The 21634-nt window shown below is 60.9% G+C and carries 17 protein-coding genes; all 17 read left to right on the top strand.

Annotated elements, in window-relative coordinates; translation table 11 throughout:
• Window positions 1-80 precede the first annotated feature (80 nt).
• The 17 genes from ACGYLA_RS09485 to ACGYLA_RS09405 all read left to right on the top strand — a co-directional run bounded on the left by ACGYLA_RS09485 (window position 81) and on the right by ACGYLA_RS09405 (window position 21564).
• A complete protein-coding gene (locus ACGYLA_RS09485; protein WP_152467377.1) occupies window positions 81-233 on the top strand; it encodes a StaA in 153 nt (50 codons plus the stop codon).
• 101 nt (window positions 234-334) lie between these two features.
• On the top strand, window positions 335-4597 hold the full coding sequence (locus ACGYLA_RS09480) for a strawberry notch-like NTP hydrolase domain-containing protein (protein WP_394432114.1): 4263 nt from the start codon (window positions 335-337) through the stop codon (window positions 4595-4597).
• Between the two features lie 121 nt (window positions 4598-4718).
• Window positions 4719-5105 (top strand): DUF6878 family protein, encoded by a 387-nt coding sequence (locus tag ACGYLA_RS09475; protein ID WP_152467375.1) that lies wholly within the window; start codon window positions 4719-4721, stop codon window positions 5103-5105.
• A 1-nt stretch (window position 5106) separates the two neighbouring features.
• Window positions 5107-5568, top strand: coding sequence for a DUF6915 family protein (locus ACGYLA_RS09470; RefSeq protein ID WP_152467374.1), 462 nt, complete (start codon window positions 5107-5109; stop codon window positions 5566-5568).
• A gap of 100 nt (window positions 5569-5668) precedes the next feature.
• On the top strand, window positions 5669-5971 hold the full coding sequence (locus tag ACGYLA_RS09465) for a hypothetical protein (protein ID WP_152467373.1): 303 nt from the start codon (window positions 5669-5671) through the stop codon (window positions 5969-5971).
• Window positions 5972-6096: 125 nt separating this feature from the next.
• Window positions 6097-6825: a DUF736 family protein gene (locus ACGYLA_RS09460; RefSeq protein WP_394432112.1), complete on the top strand. Its 729-nt coding sequence runs from the start codon at window positions 6097-6099 to the stop codon at window positions 6823-6825.
• Between the two features lie 155 nt (window positions 6826-6980).
• Window positions 6981-7517, top strand: coding sequence for a hypothetical protein (locus tag ACGYLA_RS09455; protein ID WP_394432109.1), 537 nt, complete (start codon window positions 6981-6983; stop codon window positions 7515-7517).
• Window positions 7518-7665: 148 nt separating this feature from the next.
• Window positions 7666-8247, top strand: a complete 582-nt coding sequence (locus tag ACGYLA_RS09450; RefSeq protein ID WP_394432139.1) for a rhomboid family intramembrane serine protease — start codon at window positions 7666-7668, stop codon at window positions 8245-8247.
• Window positions 8248-8645: 398 nt separating this feature from the next.
• On the top strand, window positions 8646-11099 hold the full coding sequence (locus tag ACGYLA_RS09445) for an ATP-binding protein (protein ID WP_394432107.1): 2454 nt from the start codon (window positions 8646-8648) through the stop codon (window positions 11097-11099).
• A 718-nt stretch (window positions 11100-11817) separates the two neighbouring features.
• On the top strand, window positions 11818-12747 hold the full coding sequence (locus ACGYLA_RS09440; protein ID WP_054540637.1) for a DUF2493 domain-containing protein: 930 nt from the start codon (window positions 11818-11820) through the stop codon (window positions 12745-12747).
• 539 nt (window positions 12748-13286) lie between these two features.
• The gene (locus tag ACGYLA_RS09435) at window positions 13287-13493 is read left to right on the top strand and encodes a hypothetical protein (protein ID WP_067294472.1); all 207 of its coding nucleotides are present in this window, start codon (window positions 13287-13289) and stop codon (window positions 13491-13493) included.
• Between the two features lie 517 nt (window positions 13494-14010).
• Entirely contained in the window at window positions 14011-14604 is a 594-nt protein-coding gene (locus ACGYLA_RS09430; protein ID WP_088664989.1) for a helix-turn-helix domain-containing protein, read from the top strand.
• Complete coding sequence (locus ACGYLA_RS09425) at window positions 14591-16924, top strand: relaxase/mobilization nuclease domain-containing protein (protein ID WP_394432104.1); 2334 nt, start codon at window positions 14591-14593, stop codon at window positions 16922-16924. Before ACGYLA_RS09430 ends, ACGYLA_RS09425 begins: the two co-directional genes overlap by 14 nt.
• Before the next feature lie 8 nt (window positions 16925-16932).
• The gene (locus tag ACGYLA_RS09420; protein ID WP_394432102.1) at window positions 16933-18912 is read left to right on the top strand and encodes a type IV secretory system conjugative DNA transfer family protein; all 1980 of its coding nucleotides are present in this window, start codon (window positions 16933-16935) and stop codon (window positions 18910-18912) included.
• Between the two features lie 206 nt (window positions 18913-19118).
• Window positions 19119-20276, top strand: coding sequence for a cysteine desulfurase family protein (locus ACGYLA_RS09415; protein ID WP_295039561.1), 1158 nt, complete (start codon window positions 19119-19121; stop codon window positions 20274-20276).
• Between the two features lie 9 nt (window positions 20277-20285).
• Entirely contained in the window at window positions 20286-21224 is a 939-nt protein-coding gene (locus ACGYLA_RS09410; RefSeq protein ID WP_295039560.1) for a DUF4007 family protein, read from the top strand.
• Complete coding sequence (locus ACGYLA_RS09405) at window positions 21214-21564, top strand: hypothetical protein (RefSeq protein WP_394432098.1); 351 nt, start codon at window positions 21214-21216, stop codon at window positions 21562-21564. The genes ACGYLA_RS09410 and ACGYLA_RS09405 overlap by 11 nt, the downstream gene beginning before the upstream one ends.
• The last annotated feature ends 70 nt before the right edge of the window (window positions 21565-21634 follow it).

Genomic DNA, 21634 nt, shown 5'->3' with positions numbered 1-21634 from the left:
GACCCATCGCATAGTCGGAGAAAGCGCAATGGACCCAACGGCTAAGGAACAGCCGCACCTCGGTCTCGAGAAGCATTTCCGTGGCGGCTGATGTCAATTCGTATGACGCGTGGTTTCGTGCGCAGGTACAGACCGCGCTTGAGGATGCACGCGCGGGAACTTCACAGGTTCAGGTAATGCAGGCCGCGCAGGCTTTGATTGATGCGAAGCGCCAGGGCCAATCCAAGCCCTGACCAAGCCTTGGAGGTCAGCGCGGTCTGACCTCATCACACCGAAAAGCGAAAGCGGGCTTTTTGTCCTTTGGAACTCAGACCCTGATCCAAAGGAATTCCCCATGACCAAGCCCAATCCGGCGAACCCGACTCTTTCAATCTCTGACGCTAACGTCGCCTCTGCGCTGGCGCAAATCGGCGCGGAAATCGACCACCAGCCCCTGCGCAGCTCAGCGCTCGCACGCATCATGCGAGAGACCTTTCTTGGTAGCGATTCTGGCGGTGCCTGGGACTGGCGGAAGGCCTATGACCTGATGCAGGCCGCGGCCGTCCAGATGCTGTTGCGGGAGGACAACGCAGCGGGTGACATCGCCACCGCAAAGCTGCTTGCCTCACGGCTGCTGACGGAAACCCGCCGGTCAGAGCAGCAGATCCGGCTGCAGCAGTTTTCCACGCCGCTGGCATTCGCGGCCCTGATGGTGTGCGCCGCGGCGATCCGCAAGGGCGAGACCGTGCTGGAGCCCTCGGCTGGCACTGGTGCCCTGGCTGCTTTCGCCGCCCGGGCCGGTGCCATGCTTTTGCTCAATGACATCGACCCCTTTCGCCAGAGCCTATTGCGCGCTGTCTTCGGTGGCGAGGTGACGAGCCATGACGGCGAGCATATCGACGATCTGCTGCAGACGCCGGTTCTACCCGACATCGTGGTGATGAACCCGCCCTTCGCCTCTTCGGTCGACCGATCCCGCGACAAGCACATCGCCGCCAAACATCTCATTGCGGCTGCAAAGCGTCTCGCGCATGGCGGGCGGCTGGTGGCGATCATGCCGCCGGGATTCACGCCCGAACGCGATGCCGCGCATTGGTCGCGCGCTTGCGGTCTCCTGACGCCGCGCTTGGCCCTCACGATGCCGGGACAGGTTTACCGCAAGCTCGGCACCTCTGTGGAAACCCAGCTGATGGTCTTCGACAAGGTGCAGGAGGACGGAGAGATGATCCGCGCCAGCGTCAGGGACTTGGATGAAGCCTTGGCATATATCGACGCAGTGGCCGCAACCCGGCCCGAGGCGCGCCCCGCCCAAAGGGTGGCGTCGATGCCGCACGCGCGGCCGACCGTTCACTCTTCTGCCCCGCGCAAGACCGCCGCTGCGCCTCTCGCCGCCTCCAATCCACGGCCCAATGCCGTCCGTCCGCTCAGCTTCACAAGCTTTCAGACCCCGCGCGACAACAGGCCCGTCTCGGACATCTATGCGCGCTACCGGCCGCAGCGCATTGAGATCGCGGGCGCGCAGGAACATCCCACTCCGCTGGTCGAAAGCATCGCCATGGCTTCCGTGGCGCCGCCCGTGCCTTCGGACACGGCCAGTGCGGAATTGCGCCTGCCAGCCAGGCTGATCGAGGATGGGCATCTCTCCGAGGCTCAGCTCGAGACCATCATCATGGCCCATGATGCCCATGGGCGTGACCTGCCGGGGCGGTTCACCATCGACGACGACCAGACCAAACTCACCCGTGCCGATGATGACCCGGACGCCAATGCTTATCGCCTTGGCTACTTCCTCGGTGACGGCACGGGCTGCGGCAAGGGGCGCGAATGCGCCGGGCTCATCCTGGTGAACTGGCTCGCTGGACGCAGAAAGGCGATCTGGGTCTCCAAATCCGCCACGCTCATCGAGGACGCGATCCGCGACTGGACCGATCTTGGCGGCTCGCCCGCCGACATCCAGCCGCTCTCCAAATGGAAACCGGATCAGCCCATCCCGATGGGCGACGGTATCCTCTTCGTCACCTACGCCACGCTGCGGTCCGCGGGCAAATGCGGCACCACGCGACTGAGCCAGATCCTCGCCTGGATGGGCGACGACTTCGATGGCGTGCTGGCCTTTGATGAGGCCCATGCCATGCAGAACGCGGCAGGGTCCGAGCAGGGCAGGGGGGTCAAACCCTCCCAGCAGGGCCTTGCGGGCCTGCGGCTGCAACTGGCCGCACCCCGCGCCCGCGTCTTCTACATCTCGGCCACGGGTGCCACGAGCGTGCATAACCTCGCCTATGCCGCGCGGCTCGGACTCTGGGGGCAGGGCCCCGAATACCCCTTCCCAAGCCGCGAGAGTTTCGTGTCGGCGATGGAAGCCGGCGGCGTTGCCGCCATGGAAGTGGTCGCGCGTGATCTCAAGACGCTCGGCCTCTACACGGCGCGCGCCCTCAGCTTCGATGGCGTGGAGTATGACGTGCTCGAACACGCACTTACTCCGGCCCAGATCGAGATCTACGACGCCTATGCGGGTGCGTTTCGGACGATCCACCACAATCTGGAAGCCGCACTGACTGCGACCGGTGTCAATGACGCCTCGGGGGAGACCAATGCCTCGGCCGCCCGCGCCTCGGCCAAGTCCCGGTTTGAAAGCACCAAGCAGCGCTTCTTCAACCATCTCCTGATGGGCATGAAAGCCCTGACCATCATCCGCGCCATCGAGGATGACCTCGCGGCGGGCCACGCTTGCGTCATCCAGGTGGTCTCGACAGGTGAGAGCCTGCTGAAACGCCGGCTTGAAACGATGGACCCCGACGACGAGCTCGTCGAGGTTGCCTTGACGCCGCGCGACTATGTTCTGGGCTACCTCGAACAGGCCTTCCCGATCCACGCGCAAAAGCTCGTGGAGATCGACGGCAACATGGTCGCGGAACCCTTGCGGGATGAGGCCGGCGCGCTGGTCGTCTCGCGCGAAGCGCTCGCTTTACGTGACGCGGCCATGATGGAGTTGATGACGCTGGCGCCGATCCCCTCGGCGCTCGATCAGATCCTCTGGGCTTTTGGCGATGAGGCCGTGGCAGAAGTCACGGGGCGGTCCATCCGGCCCCTCAAGGCCGAGGATGGTCATCTCTTCATCGAGAAGCGCAGCGCAAGCAGTAATTCGTCGGAGACCCAAGCCTTCATGGACGGCGAGAAGGATGTCTTGATCTTTTCCGATGCGGGCGGGACGGGCCGGTCCTATCATGCGGCACAAACGGCCAAGAACCAGAAGCGGCGGCGGCACTACCTGCTGGAGCCCGGCTGGCGCGCCGATGCGGCCATCCAGGGGCTGGGCCGCACGCATCGCTCTGCGCAGGTCAGCGCACCCTTCTTCCGGGTCTGCACCTCAGATGTGCATGGCGAGAAGCGCTTCACTTCGACGATTGCCAAGCGCCTCGATCAGCTTGGGGCCCTCACCAAAGGCCAGCGCGAGACCGGCTCGCAAGGCATGTTCCGCGAGGAGGACAATCTGGAAAGCCCGATCGCACGGGCGGCTTTGCGGGGATATTTCGCCGATCTTGCCGCCGGGCGCGCCGAGGCGATGAGCTACGAGAGTTTCACCGACTGGACCGCCCTGCGGCTGATCGACAAGGACGGGGTGCTGCTCGAAGAGCTTCCGCCGATCCAGCGGTTTCTCAACCGGGTGCTGGCGCTGCCCATCCACATGCAGAACGCGCTCTTTGCCGAGTTCATGCGCCGGATCGCTGATCAGACCGAACGGGCGCGCGCGGCAGGCACGCTCGATCTCGGCGTGGAAACCCTCCGCGGCGAAAAGATCGAACAGGTCTCGACCGAGGATCTCTGGACCTGCCCGAAATCCGGCGCCGTGACGCGGATCATCGGGCTCGAGGTGACGGACCCGGTCCATGTGCTGTCGGCGGATGACGCCCTGTCGCGCAACCCCGACAAGCGGCCGATGGTCAATCGCGCCTCCGGCCGCGCGGCGCTCATTTCGGCGCGCCCCATGCAGATGTATGACGAGGACATTGTCACGCTGATGCGCAAGGCCGTGCGATCCAACGGGTCGAGCTACCTCGAGGAGACGCGATTTGAGGCCTCGGCCTGGGAAGAGATCGGCAAGCCCGAGTTTGCAGGGCTTTGGGATGCTGAGGCTGCGTCCCTGCCGAAAACCACCACGACCAAGCTCTACCTGCTGACCGGGCTGCTGTTGCCGATCTGGAAGGACATTCCGACCACGAATGAACGCATCTACCGGGTCACGCCTGACGGGGCGACGGCCATGATCGGGCGCACGTTGAGCGAGGAAGGGGCAGCCGCGCTGCGCGCCCGCTTCCTTGTCTCCAACCCGCAAACGCCGCAAGAGATGCTGACTGCCGCCCTCGGCACCACCGCACCGGTCGATCTGGGCCGGGGTCTCACGATGACCCGTCGCCGGGTTGCAGGCGAGATGCGCCTCGAGCTCTCTGGTGCGGAACGGGGCATGATCGAGGGTCTCAAGTCCATTGGGTGTTTCACCGAGATCATCGCCTTCCAGCTGCGGGTGTTCCTGCCGCATGGGGACGGTGTCGACACGGGCGACATTCTGGCCCGGATCGTGGGGATGAGAACCAGCAAGGCGGCAGAACAAGCCGCCTGAAAAGCCAAAGCAGGCTTTGGGTGGGGCGTCGCAGATCGGGATTTGTCCGGTCTGCGCGTTCCGGGCGCGCGCGGGCCAATGCCACGCCCGACCCCTCAATTTCTTACAAGAGGACAGACCCATGACCAATCCCCAGATCGACTATGCCGCAATGGCGGCTCAGTGGCGCGCGGAGCGCGAAACCACCCTGAAGGCGACCCGAGCGGAGCTGATCGCGCAACTACGTGCGCTTGGCATCAGCGAAGTCACTGCCGAATACGAAGGCTATGGCGACTCCGGCAATATCGAGGATGTGACCGTGCAGTCTGCGGAGGTCAAACTGCCGGAGGTGCTTGCCACAGAGGTGGGCGATTTCGCCTGGTCGCTCGCTTATCACCATCACCCTGGGTTCGAGAACAACGAGGGCGGCTATGGCACGCTGACCTGGGACATTGCAGCAGACAGCATCACACTCGATCACGCCGACCGCTATGTCGAATGCTCACACAGCTATGACGAGGGGCTTTGAGATGGCGCATCCGCTTCATCATGCCGAAAGCTCGGCCCGAAAATTCGGCGGGGTGCCGTCCGACTATCAGTCCATACATAACTGGTTCGATGCCTCGAAAGAGCACCTCGCGCTCTTCACGCACCGGGCCTTGCGTCACCATGCCCAAGGCCTGTTTGAAGCCGAACGTGCCTTCGGTCTGACCCTGACCAATAGCGCTGGTCGAGAGATCCCCGTGCGCTGGATCGGCGAGCAGCATGTTCGTGAAGACTGCCAAGGCCGCATCCCGAGCATGGCGGACTGGCTGCGACGGATCCAGCCCGAGCCATGGATGGCCAATGGCCATATCGAGCAGCATGTCAGCGTGGAGCCCTGCAGCGATCCAAGAGTTGCCTGGGCATCAGAGGTGGCCGCCGGGCGAACGGTTCTTGGTCTGAAGGATTGGATGGCGGCGCGCGCGACGCAAGCCACGCAAGGTGCCTGACAGCTCTCGACCGTTTGCCAAACGAATAGTGCACGGAAGCCCGGTTGGACGACCGGGCTTCCTGCGGCGTTTACCCACCATTCTTCGTAAGGAGGTTCGCATGACACTCGAAGACATCAAGGCCGCCGTCGATGTCGGTCAGACCGTGCATTGGGTCAATACTGGCTACGTTGTGCACAAGGACCGGCTCGGTCAGTACCTGATCAGCTTTCTGCCGAACGGCAGCTGCATCGGTCTAACCGACCGGGAAGGGCACCGGTTGAATGGCAAAGAGGCGGAGTTCTTCGTCGCGCGATCGAAGGACGCCGCAGAAATTCCAGGCAACCAATCAAGACCAGACGGGCAGGGGAGGGGCGTAGCACCCGGAGGCGCGGGGGCATTCCCACTCGGACGGCAGCGCTGACCCGCGGCCGGGGCTGAAAGGAAAGCAGGCTTTCTGATTTGTGATCCCAGGAGGGGTCGAGAAAGCAATCCCGGATGCGCTGGCAAGAACGTCAGGCACCGGCCAATCCAAGAAGGAACTATCCCATGTTCGCAGGAACCCTCACCCGCAATGTCGAGACCGCCGCCGCCGAATACACCGGCATGATTCACTCGACGCGATTTGACATCGCCATCCAGCTTGAGGCACGGGCCAAGATGTCCACGCGCAGCCCGGATTACGACGTGACAGCAGTCAACAAATCGGGCCGCAAGGTCCGCATCGGCACGGCCTGGAACGAGACGGGCAATACCAGCGGAAACCCCTATATCTCGATGCAGATCGATGTGGGCCTCGGCCCGTTCCGGGTCAACGCGGTGCAGACGAAAGAGGCGCGCGCGGCCCAGAGCGGCGAATTCGAGATCATCCCGTTGGTCTCGAACGGCCTGATGAAATCCGGCTCGATCTCGGGCGAGCTCACCACCATGGACGCTGACAACGCCTTCACCGGCTACATCGCCAACATGATGTTCGATCTGGAGTTCATGCTGATCGAGAACAGCTATAAATCCGAGGAGACCCACCCCGATTACCGGATCGAGGTCAGCTCGCCCCGGGGCACACCGATCCGCGTCGGCTCGGCGTGGATGGCCAAAAGCAGCCGCACGGGCAATGACTACCTGTCACTGCTGATCAACACGCCCGATGGCGACCTGCGCGTCAACGCCGTGCAGAACGAAGAACAGCGCGGCGGGCAGACCTTCTCGATCATCCCGTTCATCGACAGCGGTGAGCAGCCGCAGGACGCGGGCGCGGGGCTGTCGCTGGTCGCGTGATCAGCGCGCGAGAGGAGACGATCTGAACAGAAAGGGGAGCCGTGGGACCACGGTTCCCCTTTTTCCATGTCCGTTTGCGTGAAGGACGCCACCCGCTTGCGATCAGGTGCAAATGCGATACAATAATATATTGACGTAATATAGAGGGCGGGCGCGTGGCGGCTAGATCAGAGACGGTTCCATGGTTTGAGAGCTTTGATGTTGAGGCAGAGGTTGCAGATCTCCTAGCCCATATCGAGCGCTGCACCGGATTTGCGCTACCCGCCCGACAGCGCGCCGTCATCATGTCCCATGCGACGGCGAAGCTCGACAAGAACCGGCAGGCATATCTGGACGCCAAGGCAGCAGGAAAGTCGGTGTCCACCTCGCGGCGTGGGTATCTGACCGACCTGCAGGACACGATCTTCATGGCGATCCCGGAAGAGAACCTCGCGCTGATGCCGCTAAGCCAACAGGTCCTGAACGACCCTTCATTTTACGCGGACGCCATGCACAGTGCCGCTGCGATCAGCGAAGATGAGCTTTTCATGGCGCTGTCCTCTTCGCTGAAGGACATGACGGTGCAAGACGCCCGGGCCTTCGTCTCGAAGCTTTGGCACAGCACGATCGACGACAATGCCCGCAAATTCGCCGAAGCCCTGAAGCGCCCCGAGCGTGAACCGCAGCCCTTTCGTCCGGGGAACACCGTGTAAGATCGAGGCCGTTCTCTTGCCTTGGGCCTTGACCAAGTTGGCCGCCTCAAACCCCCTTTCCCGGAGGTGGCACCCTGTGCAGCGTGCGGAAGCCGTTGAAGGCGCTGTGGTGACGTCTACTGTCGCCAACATGATGAACCGGGATCACATGCGCGCCTTCTTCCGGCGCGCCGCAGCGCTTGTCGTCTTTGTCGCACTGCTCTGGGCGATTCACCTCGTCAATTGGATCATCGGTTACGGCTTGCACCCGGCCTTCGGGCTGATCCCCCGGCACGTCAGCGGATTGGATGGCGTCATCGCCATGCCCCTCCTGCATGGAAGTTTCGCGCACCTGATGGCCAATACGCCGCCGCTCCTGGTGATGGGTGGGCTGCTGGTGGCCACGACCACGAGGGCCTTGCTGCCGGTGAACGCAGTGGTGATCGGCCTCGGCGGCGGACTCGTCTGGCTGTTCGGAAGCTCCGCCATCCATATCGGTGCGTCAGGGTTGGTCTTCGGCTGGTTTGGCTTCCTCGTCGCGCGCGGCTTCGTGGATCGCTCATTGATCACGCTGGGCGCGGCACTGGTGGTCGGTGTCCTCTATGGCTCAATTCTCTGGGGCGTTCTTCCGGGCCAACCCGGCGTCTCGTGGGAGGCGCATCTCTTCAGCGCCATCGCGGGCGCGGCCGCTGCAGCCCTTGTCCGGACGCATGTCCATGTGCCGCGCCTCGGCGGTGTCGATCTGGACTGAAGCCGTACGCCCGACGTGGTCGACCCTGTGCTGTCATTCGTAAACGCCGAGATGCTGCAGTGCAGTTTCCTCAAAGCGGCCATTGCATATGTCCCAGCTCCTAACCCCCAAAAATCGGCGCTGGTTGAACCTTCGGCAGTAATCCCTCACCTTCCTGCAAGAGACCTCTTTCCGCAGGGCGGTGCTCAGCCTAAAGTGGAACCAGTTATTTAGATATGGTGCAAAATGGCGTCGCTTCAGGATTCAGTCGCAAACAAATTCCTCGAGACACTTTCGAATGATGAAAATTTTGATGCATCCAAAACACAAAAGCTTGAAGCGCTCTTGAAAGAAGGTCGAAAAATTAAGGCCGACGATCTAGCCGAGATTTTCACTCTTCCAGACGGAGGGGAAGTTCTGTGATCAAGATCATTTCAGCGCACATCGAGGAATTTCGTGGAATTCGTAAGTTGGACATCAACTTGGCTGAGAAGACCTTCGCGATATCCGGTCCGAACGGCTCGGGAAAAAGTGGGGTCATTGACGCCATCGAATTTGCACTAACTGGTCAAATTGGCAGATTGACCGGAACCGGAACCAAAGGGCTCTCACTAGCAGATCATGGTCCACATGTAGACCACATCAAATTCCCAGATGCTGCATTTGTAGAGCTGGAGGTATCCTTCCCGACGCTTGGCAAAAAAGCCAAGCTCACTCGCAAAGTCTCTGCCCCCAAGAAGCCAAGTATCGAACCGAACGATCCGGACATCGTGGAGATTCTGGACGAAGTTTCTCAGCATCCCGAAATCACTTTGGCGAGAAGAGAAATTCTGAAATTCATCTTGGTCGAACCAACGAAGCGATCTGCACAGATTCAAGAGATTCTAAAGATCGATGAGTTGGGTCAGACCCGTTCGGTACTGAACACAGCATACGGCAAGCTCAACCGGGCAGCGATTGCGGCGGAAAAGGATACGCGGGACAAAAGAAATACACTGTTGCAGCACCTAGGCATCACGTCGTTGTCTGCAGCTGAAATGCTCAAAGCCGTCAATGCAAAGCGCCAGCTGCTAGGACTAGAAATCCACGACACCATAACAGCTGATACAATCATCGACAAAGGCTTGGCAGAGCCTGCTGGTGAACAATCGCTCAATAAATCCGCAGCACTGATCGAACTGGACAAGCTTAACAAAAAGCTCGTCGAGCTTGGACAATCTCCGTCGCCGGATGCAGAAGCTCTTGTCGATCAGATAGAGCAACTTGAAAACGACGCACAGCTCCTTGTTTCGTTGCAACAACGCGATTTGGTGGAAAGTGGATTAAAGCTGGTGGACGGCCCGTCATGTCCGATGTGCGATCATGAATGGCCGGATGAAGCACATCTTCTTTCGCATTTACACGCCAAGCAGCGGAAATCGCAAGCGGCAGGAGAGCTCAAGCAAAAGCTCGTTGAACATGCATCGTCGCTTTCGAATGAAGTGGGGAACTTGAAGGCGCTGCTGCTCGAAACTCACCGTATTGCCAAGATTGAGAGCGCAGTTGAAATGCTGTCCAGCGTCGTCGCATGGGGCAAAGACTTGGCGTTTTTTCAGGAACAACTAAAGTCTTTCGCAACAATCTTGGAGTTGAAGGATCGCTTGGCCAATGGATGGCCAGCCATACCGGAAGGCTTTCGGGCCAAACTGGCGGACTTTGTGAGCGCTATTCGCGCGAAGCCTGATCAATCAGCTTCGTTGGCCGCACAGAGCTATCTGATCAATGCTGAACAGCGGTTCAAGGACTACAAAGCAGCACGTCTTACCGAGACAGCTTCCCAAAAGGCACGAGACGCCAGCAAAGTCGCATATGACGCTTGGTGCGCAGCGATGGAGTCGGAACTTGACGAGCTTTACGAGGCCGTCGAAGATGATTTCAGCAAGTTTTATCGGCTTTTAAATGACGGCGATGAGCAAAAATTTGTCGCGCGCTTTAAAGCAACTGAAGGGCGTCTCGATTTTGATGTGAATTTCTACGAGCGGGGACTTTTCCCACCAGGTGCTTTTCATAGCGAAGGTCATCAAGATGGCATGGGTGTATGCCTATACCTAGCATTGATGAAGCGGCTATTGGGTGACCGTTTTACCGTTGCGCTGCTCGATGATGTTGTGATGTCTGTCGATGCAGACCATCGCTACCAATTTTGTAAACTTTTGATGGCAGAATTCCCAAACACGCAGTTCGTAATTGCCACCCATGACAAAGTTTGGGCAGAGCAGATGCGTTCGGCAAATCTAGTGACCCGAAAAACATCTATGGCTTTTGATAGTTGGTCTGTGGACACTGGTCCGTTGGTGGAATCAAATCCAGAGATTTGGGCGGAAATTGATGCAGCTTTGACTAAGGGTAAGGTCGAAGTTGCGGCTCCGATTTTGCGGCGTCACATGGAGTTTGTAGCGCGACTACTTGCGGATCAACTGGGGGCGCAAACGGTCTTCAGGGCGGATAACAGCTACGATCTAGGGGGGCTATTACCGAGCGCCTTTTCTAGATTGTCAGATCTCCTAGGAAAAGCCGTCGACTCGGCGCAATCCTGGGGCAACGAGGACCAAAAGTCCAAAGCGCAGGCTCGCAGGCAACGTCTCAAGGAAGCCAATACTCACAAGGGCGAAGAAGACTGGACCGTCAATAAGGCCGTACATTTCAACGAGTGGGCCAATTTTAGTCCCAACGACTTTATGCCTATTGTTAAAGCGTTTAAGGATTTGCTGGCATGCGCACAATGCGATGACTGTGGATCATGGCTGTACATTACTCCCAAAGGCACTTCTCCCGAAGGACTTCGGTGTTCATGCAATTCTGTGAACCTAAACCTTAAGAAAAAGCCTAAGTAGCCGCATTTGGGACTTTTATCTCGTTAGCGCGGTGAAGCGAGGTCTGCTTAAGAGGAAACTACCAAGTCATCTGGCACTTGGAGCGAAAGCCCGCGTTCCGCCCATCACGTCGAATGCTGGAGTAGATACTTTGTATAGCTGGCGGCGTGGTCGCCTGCACGTCAACCTTGGCATAAGCCTTGCGGCCTCCCCAGCTCGGCTTCGCGTGTCGCAGGGGAGAACGGCCCTTCGGTCCGTCGCGCATTCGGCCATGCGGCCTCACCGCGGCGTTGCGCCCGGCATTCCGGTTTGCCCGCCTCGCGAGCACGTCCCTCCCCGGCCGCTCCGCCGGATTGCGCTCTGGTCTGTTTTGCTTGAGAGCAAAACGATCCCGCCACTCCATCCGTCTCCCGCGTCCGGTCGGGCCGTTTGCCTGCTCGGGTCGGTCAAACCTACCGTCAAAACACACACACATGAGTGCGGAAGCATATCCTCCGGATGGCCCCCAAATCAGCCCGCGTCAAGGATCGCAAAACTTTTCGGCGAGGGCGGGGCCGGTGGCTTGGGGTGAACCCGTGCGTGAGCGCGCGCATGTGTCGGGTGTTGCGCGCGGAAAACTTTTGCGCCCGGCAAGCCGGCGGCTGCGCCGTCCCTGACCCGGGCAGATTCGGAAACCAGGCATTCGGCCATGCCCCCACACTCACGTGGTGGCCTAGGAACCGAACACTGGAGACCAGACATGGCTTACGACACCGCAAACACCTACGAGACGATCGAACTTTTCGGGCTGACCGAGAAGGACGCGCAGCTGCCGATCCCGGAAGATCACATCCTGACCGACCGCATCATCCGCGAGAGCTTCGAGGCTTTGCTCGGTCAGCTGCGCGGGACCGGGCTTGAAGCAGAGATCGAACCGCTGGCCCATGGGCTCGCGACGATCCTGCAGCGCCGCAAGGTGGCGCTTGGCAAGGAGGTCCACCGCACCGCCGACAAGATCGGTGCGCTGGCAAAATCCCACGACGGATCGGAGATCGCCGAGACCGCGCTCGAAGAGGCGCAGGCCCGCTTTGTGCAGCTGCGCGAGATTGTCAGCGCCATCGAGGTAATGAGCGAGGCAGCGGCGGAATGCTACGAGGTCGAAACGGGCCACGCCTTCATCCCGGCAGCCGGGTCGCGCGCAAGCGTCCGGGCGCAGGAGACCGGGGCGGTCTTCGAGGCGCGGCAGCTCCTGGAGCAGCACGACCGTGAAACCGCCGAGAAGTCGAAAGTCGAGGGGGTTCCCCTGATCGTCTCAGGAGCCACCGACTGGGCAGATGTCGATGTGATCTTCAACACGCTCGACAAGGTTCGCGAACGGATCAAGCAGAACCGCAACCAGGAGATCTTCCTCTGCCACAAGGGTGGCAAGCACGGGGCAGAGATGATTGCGGCTCGGTGGGCCCGGGCACGCGGGGTCGCGCAGGCGCGCTTCGATCCTCGCTGGTCCGCGCATGGGCGGGCGGCACCGTTCAAGTGCAACGACGAAATGCTGGACGACAAGTTCGCGGCGACGGGGGTTGTTCTCTTCGGCGGCAACGGGGTCGCGCTGAACCTCGGGCAGAAGGCGGAAGCGAAAGGCTTGACGGTCATGCGGGTTGCTGACCCGGCGAAGAAGGCGTCGCAGGATTGAAGAGAGGGGGTCGCGCTTGGCGCGGCCCTTTCGTCATGTCTCATGGCGCGTGCGATCGGTCATGCGTGATCGGCAGTCTGCGGCGGCCGGCACTGCCATCCCTCTACCCGGTCCGTCAGAGTGCGGCCCATCCGCATCGGTGCGGGCTGGGGATGGTGCGCACCTCACGCACATCGTCAGCATCGCAAGACGCGAGGGGTCGAGACGTCGCATATGAAGCTGAACACCTGCACGTTCCTCGGGGCGTGTTTCGGAACATCGCATCCACGCGGGCGGGCTCCGTCAGCACCCCGGCCAGGCTCGGTGGGACGCGGACGCGGATGGTGGCGGCTGCGTGATGGCAAGGGTCATCCGGATCACTCCTTTCTGCTCATAGATGTGGATCGCACGGGGTCGGCCCGTTCGTGCCCTCAGCTCACGCTTCGGCAAGCACAAATACGGCTTCCACGGCGGAGCCGCGGACCCTCCGCATTTGCGCTTGCGACCGGGCCCCTTGCCCCCGTGCTGGGTGATCCCCATCGCAACAAGGAGTAACCCAAATGACCAACCACTACGTCGCCACCGTCCCCGTCAAGTTCACCGACACCGATGGCCAGGAGCGCACCCGTTTTCAGCGAGTGGGTGCGATGTTCCGCAACACCCGCAACGGGGACGGCTCGGAGTTCTTCAGCCTCAAGCTCGACTTCCTGGTCGCGGTCTCGGAGCTGGTGATGTTCCCGCCGAGCGCGAAGGATCCCCAGGATTAAATCCTCTGACGAGGATGGGCCGCTCCGGGACGATCTTGGGGCGGCCCGATCCCTGTTCCAGGGATGCCGGTCCCTGCGCGTTCAACGGACGCACTCCGCCCGGAATGATCAGGCCGCGACAGACCGGCCAGTCAGCCTCAAGGGGGCCATCCACAAAAACCTATCGGCCAGAGCCTCCCGGTTTTTGCGGCAGAGATTTGGCAAGCCAAATCTGGCCCTCCTTGACCCTGCCTGTCCGCCCTGTCGGTGAGGTTTGCGCCCGCCCGCGGTTCCGTCCGAACACGCATGTGTTCGGCCAGACCCTCGGGCGGGGCTGGCGGACGGGACCCCTAGGGCAGGTGGGTCGCCCGGTGGTGAGGGCGGCAGAGCCGCGTCCCTGCGGGCCGCGGGGGAAGCGGACACCAAGGCTGCCTGAGACTGAATGCTACGTAAGTATATAATTGACAGATAGGTATATTATCGTAAGGTAGGGGCAGCCTTGGTGGAAGGTGGCAGGAAATAGGGGGTCTTTCTTCGCATGTCTCGCTCAAAACGCCTCACAGATGCGGACCGCATGGAGATCGTTCGCGAAGCTGCGGAAGGCGTTTCCACTTCAGTGCTGGCGGAACGCTTTGGCGTGTCGGCGCGGGCGATCCAGTACACGCTCAAAGCCGATGCCGAGCGCCAGACGGATGCCGCGATCCCGGTCTCAGCAGTCAGTGTGAAGGTCACGGCCGCGGAGCTTGCGGCGCTCGACGAGGTGCTGGCGAAGGCGGGGATCGAGAGCCGGGCCGAAGGGCTGCGGCGGCTCATTCAGGCGGCAGGCGGCGTGTTTGTCCCGGACGCGCAGATGGCAGCAGAGATGGCGCGCTACCGCGCCTCGCTGCACGAGGTCGGGAATGGGGTCGGGCAGATCGCCAAACAGATGACGCGGGCCAACCGGATGGGGCAGGGGGCCGTGGGGGGCACGAGTGCCGAATTCACTGAGTTGCGCCTCGCGCAGATGCGCGGGTTGGCGCGGTTCATCCTGGATTCTGCTGACGAGATCGATCTGCTTCTGCGCCGCCGTCGGGAAGCCATGCAGCTGGAGGCCACGGCCGCGCTGAGGGAGTTTGCCCATGCGGCTGAATGATGCCGTTGACGCCGTCACGGGCGAGGTCTTTCGGGATGGCTGGAGCCGCATCCGGGGCTCGATGCAGGGGCTGCATGTCGCCAAGCAGAAACAGCTTATACGCGCGGCAGCAGGCCACCGGCCAGCGGTCTTCAAGGCGATCAGAGGCGGGGGTACGCATACCAAATCGCAGCTCGCAAACCAGCTCGATTACCTCACCACCAAGTCCACACATATCGTGGACAGTAGCGGGTTCCTGGATGGCAAAGCGAAGCTCGAGTCGGGTGACATCAAGGACCTGACCGAGCGCTTTGCCAAACGGTGGGATGCGGGCTTCAAGCCCAAGCTCGGACAGACCACCCACATGCTCATGTCCTTCCCCATCGGCACGCGCGGGGAGGATGTGCGCGACATTGCGACGGATGTGGCCGAGCGGTTCTTCCAGACCGACGAGGGGCATTTCGACTACATCATCGCGGTGCATGAGGACCGCGATCACCCCCATGCGCATTTGGTGCTGAACCGCCGCTCGCAAGAAGGCGAGTTCTTCTTTCTGGGGCGCAATCATCGCTTCAACTATGACGACTTCCGCCTCGCCATGGTCGAGGAGGCCGAGAAGTATGGTGTGCGCCTGGAGGCCACGCGCCGGGTGGATCGCGGGGCTGTACATTATCCAGCCCGGACCAGCGAGGTCTACGCCGCGAAAGAAGAGGGTCGCGCGCCCCGCGAGCGCGAACGCGTGGGGCAGGACCTGACCCGGACGCTGGCGGAGATCGCCAACACCAGAAGCGTCTACCATTCGCTTGCCGCAGAGGCCTCCCGGGAGGCCCGGGAAGACATCGCCGCGGCACTCTTCCGCGCGGGCGAGGTGCTGGCGCGCGGCGGGCAGGTGGACCGAACAGGAGATGTGTATATGGCCGAGGATCAAAGCTTCGAGGATCTGAGAAGCCTCTATGCGGAGAAGCTCGCGCGGGTGCAGGGCATGATCGCCGAAAAACCTGACGCGGAACGTCCCGTGCTGGAAAAACGCCTCATCGAGATCCAGACGCAGGTCCAGCACATGCAGCCTCTCGGTTTGCGATCATCCACGCTGTCAGAGGCTCCCTCGGAGGGCGGGATCTATTCCGAGGCCAATATTGACGCCAGCCAGCGCGAGCGACTGGCCGAGCCCGATCTGAGATCGCGCATTGACGCGGCACTACGGGGCACCGGGATCAGCACATCGGAAGTGGTGGCCCGGATCGAGACAGGCGCCTCAAATGCAGCGCTCGAGCATCAATGGATCGCCAATGATCTCTCCAAAGTGGCTGAGGCGCGCGATCTCAACCTCGAGCGCCGCGCCGATCTGGACCAGGCGCGCGACATACTCAACGATGTGCATGTCGCGCTCGGCACGCTTCTGGAACGGGAAAACGTGCTGCGCCGGGATGGTGTCATGGAAGCGGAACCGGTCAGCGAGCGGTTCCATTATCATGAGGGCGCGGTGCGGGCGATGGAAGGGACAATCCGTCAGGAGATGCGCGCAGACGGCCTGACAGTGCAGCAGATCGAGGACCGGGACTGGGAGGTTGTCTCGCGGGCGGAGCGCCGGATCGAGGCGGAGCAGCGCGCGTATCTCGAGGCACACCCGGACCTGCTCGCACGTCCTGGCGATGTGATCGACCGGTCTGAACCCTACAGGGAGAGCATTACCGATGCGGCCCGCGCCAGCGAGATCACCCGCGAAGTCGACCGGATCATGGAGGGACGCGACCTCCGCACCCCCGTTGCGGATGCCGTCGCAGATGACTTCCGAGCGCGTTATCCGGACATGCCGGCCCATCTCGCCCGCGGGCTTGGCGCGACCTACGCGGCCGTCGTCGAGATCCGGGACACGGAGGTCATCAATCAGGTCCGCCGCGAAACCGAGATGCGCGACGGGCTCGGGTCAGGCACGCGCGACGACATCCTCGCAACCCGCGATGAAACTGCGTCGCAGTCTGACCGTGCCGACCGCCTCGCAGACGAGATTGCGCGTGTTCTGGACCATGAGCGGGCCGGGGAATTGTCCGCGCCCTTCGAGACCGAGGCGGAGCGGGACGCTTTCCGGGGCGAGATCGCGCGGGTGCTGGATGACCCTCAACTTGAGAGGCTCACATCTGGCGATGCCGATGCGCTGGAAAAGGTTCTCGAGGACCGCCTCGACCGGCTCTATGTCGCCAAGGTCTACCTGCAATCGGATGCAGCGACGGCCAACACGGAGGCCTTGCGCCAGGTGGTCGATGATCTTGCCGACACCGAATATGAAAAACACCGCACCACAGACGTGGATGGCGAGACCGAGCGGGGTCAGGTCCATTGAGCGCCGCCATGGGAAAAGCGCGGATCGCAACAGGGGTCTTGCTGGTAACGCTGGTGACCGGGGCCATGGGCTATACCATCGCCTCGGCGGTGCTGACCTACCAGGATCTCGGGTTCGGTGCCGAGATCGACTTTGCCTATATCGCGCAGAACTATCTGGCGATCCTCGATCACCGCCCGGAGGACGCGCAACTTATTCACCTGATCATCGGCAGCTTCGCCGCCGCTGGCCTGATGCTGAGCCTCGCCCTGTCGGGGTCCGCCCTGACACGCTTTGGCCAGACCCATTGGCAGAGTGCGCGCGAGATGAAGGCCAATGGCTTCTTCGGGGCGCCAGGGACCGGGTTCATCCTCGGCAAGCTGGGGACGCCGGGCTCCCGCGCCAATTACATTTGCTCGAAGGTTTTCCCGCATGCGCTGATCGTGGCGCCCACGGGCCGCGGCAAGACCACGGGCTTTGTCATTCCGAACCTGCTGACCTGGCAAGGCTCCGCCGTGACGCTCGATGTGAAGGGCGAGTGTTTCGAGGCAACGGCCCGGCACCGCGCAGCCCAAGGCGACAAGGTCTATCGCTTTGCCCCCACCGATTGGGAGGGCAAGCGCACGCATCGTTACAACCCGCTCTTGCGCATCTATCAACTGAAAGACCCCGCCCGCCAGCAGATGGAATTGCAGCTCTTGGCGACGCTCTTCCTGCAGAGCGACAATGACCGGGTGCAGGGCCTCCTCAAGGGCGGGATCGATCTCTTCGTGGCGGCAGGCCTGTTGGCCTTCCAGCGCAAGCGCCCGACCTTGGGCGAGATCTACCGCATCGCCGCCTCGGGCGGGAACAAGCAGAAGGAATATTTCGCGCGGGGCCATGAGGTGGATAACCGGGCCGCCAAGCTGATTTTCACGCGGCTGGCCTCGACCAACAACGACACGCTGACCTCTTATGTCTCGCTCCTGATGACCTCGGGGCTGGACCAGTGGCAAAACCCCGCCATCGATGAGGCGACGGCGGTGTCGGACTTTGACTTCCGGACGATCCGCAAGACACCCTTTTCGGTCTATCTCGTCGTCCAGCCGCTGATGGTCAAACCCCTCGCGCCGCTGATCCGGCTCTTCTTCTCCGATCTCCTCTCCGCCATGCAGGAGAAGGATCCCGGGCCCGACGAGCCCTGGCCAGTGATGATCATGCTCGACGAGTTCAACCGTCTCGGCAAGATGCCCATCGTGGTCGAGAGCATCGAGACCCTGCGGACCTATCGCGGCCATTTGGCCGTGGTCACGCAAACCATTCCCGCCCTCGATGAAATCTATGGCGAGAACACCCGCCGCGCCCTGCAGGGCAACGCCGGCGTGAAACTCTACCTGACGCCCTCCGATGAAAAAACCGTCGAGGAGCTGAGCAAGGCGGTTGGCAAGACAACAAAGACCGTCATCACGCGCTCCCAGTCCATCGGCAAAAACCCCTTTGAAGGGCGCAGCCAATCCACACGGACTGAAGAAAGCTCCTTGCTCCCTGAAGACGAGGCGCGCCGTCTACCGCTCGATGAGATTGTCATGGTCATCGATGCCCAGATGCCGGTCCGTGCAAAGCGGATCCAATATTTTGACGATCGGCTGTTCAAGGCGATCCACGCGGCGCAAACGGGGGAGTTGCCGTTTCCGGAGCCGGGGGGCGGGGGGTCGCAGGGCAATTTGCCGTTGAGTATGCGCGCCATGCCGATGACGCCGCCTTCGGACGGAGCAGGCGGACCCGACGCCGACGTTGAGGCCGCACGCCAGGCTGCTGATGGCCAATCGTCAGGGCAAACCGATGTCACCCCAAAGAAGACTGCGCCTGTCGTTCAAGCCGTAATCGCCGAGGAACAGCGACAGATGGAAATGGATTTTGGGGTGCTGGTGCCTTCTGATGATCTGGCAAAAGAGGTGGGTGACGAGCAGGTGAGGACCGCTGTGGATGGCCTGGGCGCGCTAGAGTCGGCTATGAAAGATGGGCCTTAAGACGTCTAGTGATTTTTTGGAGGGTTGTTTTCTTGAAAAGTGGGAATGAGGAATGACATTTTGGTGCAATGAGAACAGTATGGCAACATTTGCAGTCACCCGAAATCGTGGTAAGCGGGAAAAGCCATCAGAAAATGGGGTTACTGTGGCTCATTGTCTTTTTTGTTTGAGCGCTAACCGGCGGATGACGGAGTAAAGCTTACACCATGTATTACCTTGATGGCCTCGCCAGCTGGCCAATGCGTCCGGAAGCCAAAGACGTTCTCATTGAGGCGCTGGCTCAACCCGGAAACGCGAACTCCAATCACGTTGCAGGCTGGCAGGCTAACCGCCTCTACGAAAAAGGAAGGAGGGCCGTTGCGACCCTTATCGGTGCTGCGCCAAACGAGATCTTCATTACCTCGGGCGCTACTGAGGCAAACGCGCTCGCGATCATAGGGACTTCGCGCGCCGTTGCAGAACAGTTTCCGGACAGAAACAAAATCATTCTGTCCGCGCTGGAACACGACGCGGTTCGACGTCCTGCGGAAGCACTGCGCGAGTTGGGCTTCGAGGTCCTGATGTGTCCTGTCGGCATAAATGGTTCGATTTGCCTGGAAAGTCTCGAGGCTCTTTTGGGCGAGACCACACTGCTCGTCAGCACAATGCTCGCAAGCAATTTAACGGGTGTAATCCAACCAATTGAAAAGATAAGTGAAATGGCGCATGCCGTTGGCGCGCTCATGCATGTCGATGCTGCTCAGGCCGCGGGCAAGCATCCGATCGACGTATTCGATCTCGGTGCCGATTACCTCAGCCTGTCGGCTCATAAATTTGGGGGACCACAGGGTGTCGGTGCGCTTTTTGTGGCCGCCAACGTCCCAAAGCCATCCGAGCTGACATCCGCAAGACCGTTGGAAGAGCATCTGAGCGGAACGCAACCTGCCGCGTTAGTTGCGGCGATGGGCCGTGCAGCCGAGATATCGGCTCAGAATATGGCGCGAGAGTCTGTCCACAGTAGGGGTCTGATATCCCTGTTCGAGGAGCAACTCTCTGGCGACGGCTTGCGTGTGGAACGACTTTTCCCATCAAGTCCGGCGGTTCCCGGAGCTGCCGCATTCATAGTCGACACGCCGGCGAGCTCAGATCTGATCGACAGTCTGAACACCAAAGTATGTCTTTCGAACGCGTCTGCCTGCCATTCCGGTTCATTGCAGCCTTCGCCGGTTCTTTCCGCGCTGCATCTCACTCATGACGAGCAGAAACGCTTCCTGCGTATAGGTGTCGGGTGGTGGCTTTCTGAAGACGATATTGGCTCGGCGACGGCGATCATGGTCGGCGCTGTGGAGAAAGTCCTCCTTGCTACTGGTGAGCTTCACCAGTAGCATAGGCTTATGGCCGATGTATTTGACAATTGGTCCGGCAAACCGCAATTCGCCGGGCACGAAACATTCCCGCTGCGCATCCTTTGGTTGCGCAAAGCATATGACGCGGTTCGCGGCGGCGCCCCGCTGACGGTATTCAAGGACGACGAAGCCATCTCCCGGTTCGGCGTTGGCCGAAACATGGCTGTTTCAATGCGATTTTGGGCGCAAGCGGCGGAAGTTATCCAACTCGACGGCAAGGAATTAAAGCCTGACAATTTGGGTGACCTGCTCTTTGGCGAGAACGGATTTGACCCTTTTCTGGAGCATCCGACCTCTCTGTGGCTCATCCATTGGAAGCTTGCATCGGTGCCGGAGCACACCACAACTTTCTACTATTGTTTCAACGGGTTATTTGGCCACGAGTTTCGATCGACAGATTTGGTGGATGCCATCGAGAAGTTGATCGAGCAAAAGGGATGGCGTGGTGCTCACAAGACTATCCAGAACGACGTCACGGTCTTTCTGCGGAGCTACTGCAGCCGACCGAGCGGGGCGATGGATGACGCCGCGGAACCCTTGCTGGCTGAATTGGCATTGGTCCAGGAGACCGGCTCGAGCGGATGGTACGAATTCTCGATTGGCCCAAAGCCGAACCTTCACGACGCCCTGTTCGCCTACGCATTGGAAGCCTACTGGACTCGCGCGCACGACAACCGCGCGACGCTCGCCGCGGAAATGATCTGCCACGACGCCGGCAGTCCCGGCCGGGTGTTTAAGATGGACGAAGATAGCGTCATCGAACGGCTGATGCGGATCGACGAAAGCACTGGTGGTGCTTTCGTCTGGACCGATACGGCAGGCCTGCGACAGGTCCAACGGAATCGGCGTCCTGACTTGGATGCTCTGCTGCAAAGCGCGTTTGGCGAGATTGCGCGCCGCGGAAAGGGCGTATGGCATGGCGCGTGAAACGCTCTCAGACAAAGTCAGACTGAACGGCCGGTTCGTACGAAGCGCGCGGATCGACATGGATCTGACCGGCACGCCGCCCCTTCAAGGTTATGTGCTCCAAGCCAGTACCGAAAAATCGCTCCTCGCGATGGCCGCATCGCTATCGGAGGGAGCACAAAGTGCTTTTACCTGGACCGGACCCTACGGCGGCGGCAAGTCGAGTACCGCACTGCTTTTGGGTAACCTCGTTGCCGGTTCCAAAGAGGGAAAGTCTCTCGCTCGGAAGATCGCCGGTCCGAAGCTCTCAAAGGCAATTGAGAAAGCCTTTGATCCCGGCTTGGGTGGTTGGAGCTGTTGATTGTCACTGAGAACTGACCCGGTAGCCCCATAAATTGTCACTGAGAATTGACCCATGTGAACACACTTCC

Origin of the sequence: Sulfitobacter sp. 1A13679 (assembly GCF_043557115.1) — a bacterium.
In the GTDB taxonomy this organism is placed as follows: domain Bacteria; phylum Pseudomonadota; class Alphaproteobacteria; order Rhodobacterales; family Rhodobacteraceae; genus Sulfitobacter; species Sulfitobacter faviae.
Note: the sequence above shows the minus strand (reverse complement) of the source record. Positions and strands in the feature narration are given on the sequence as shown.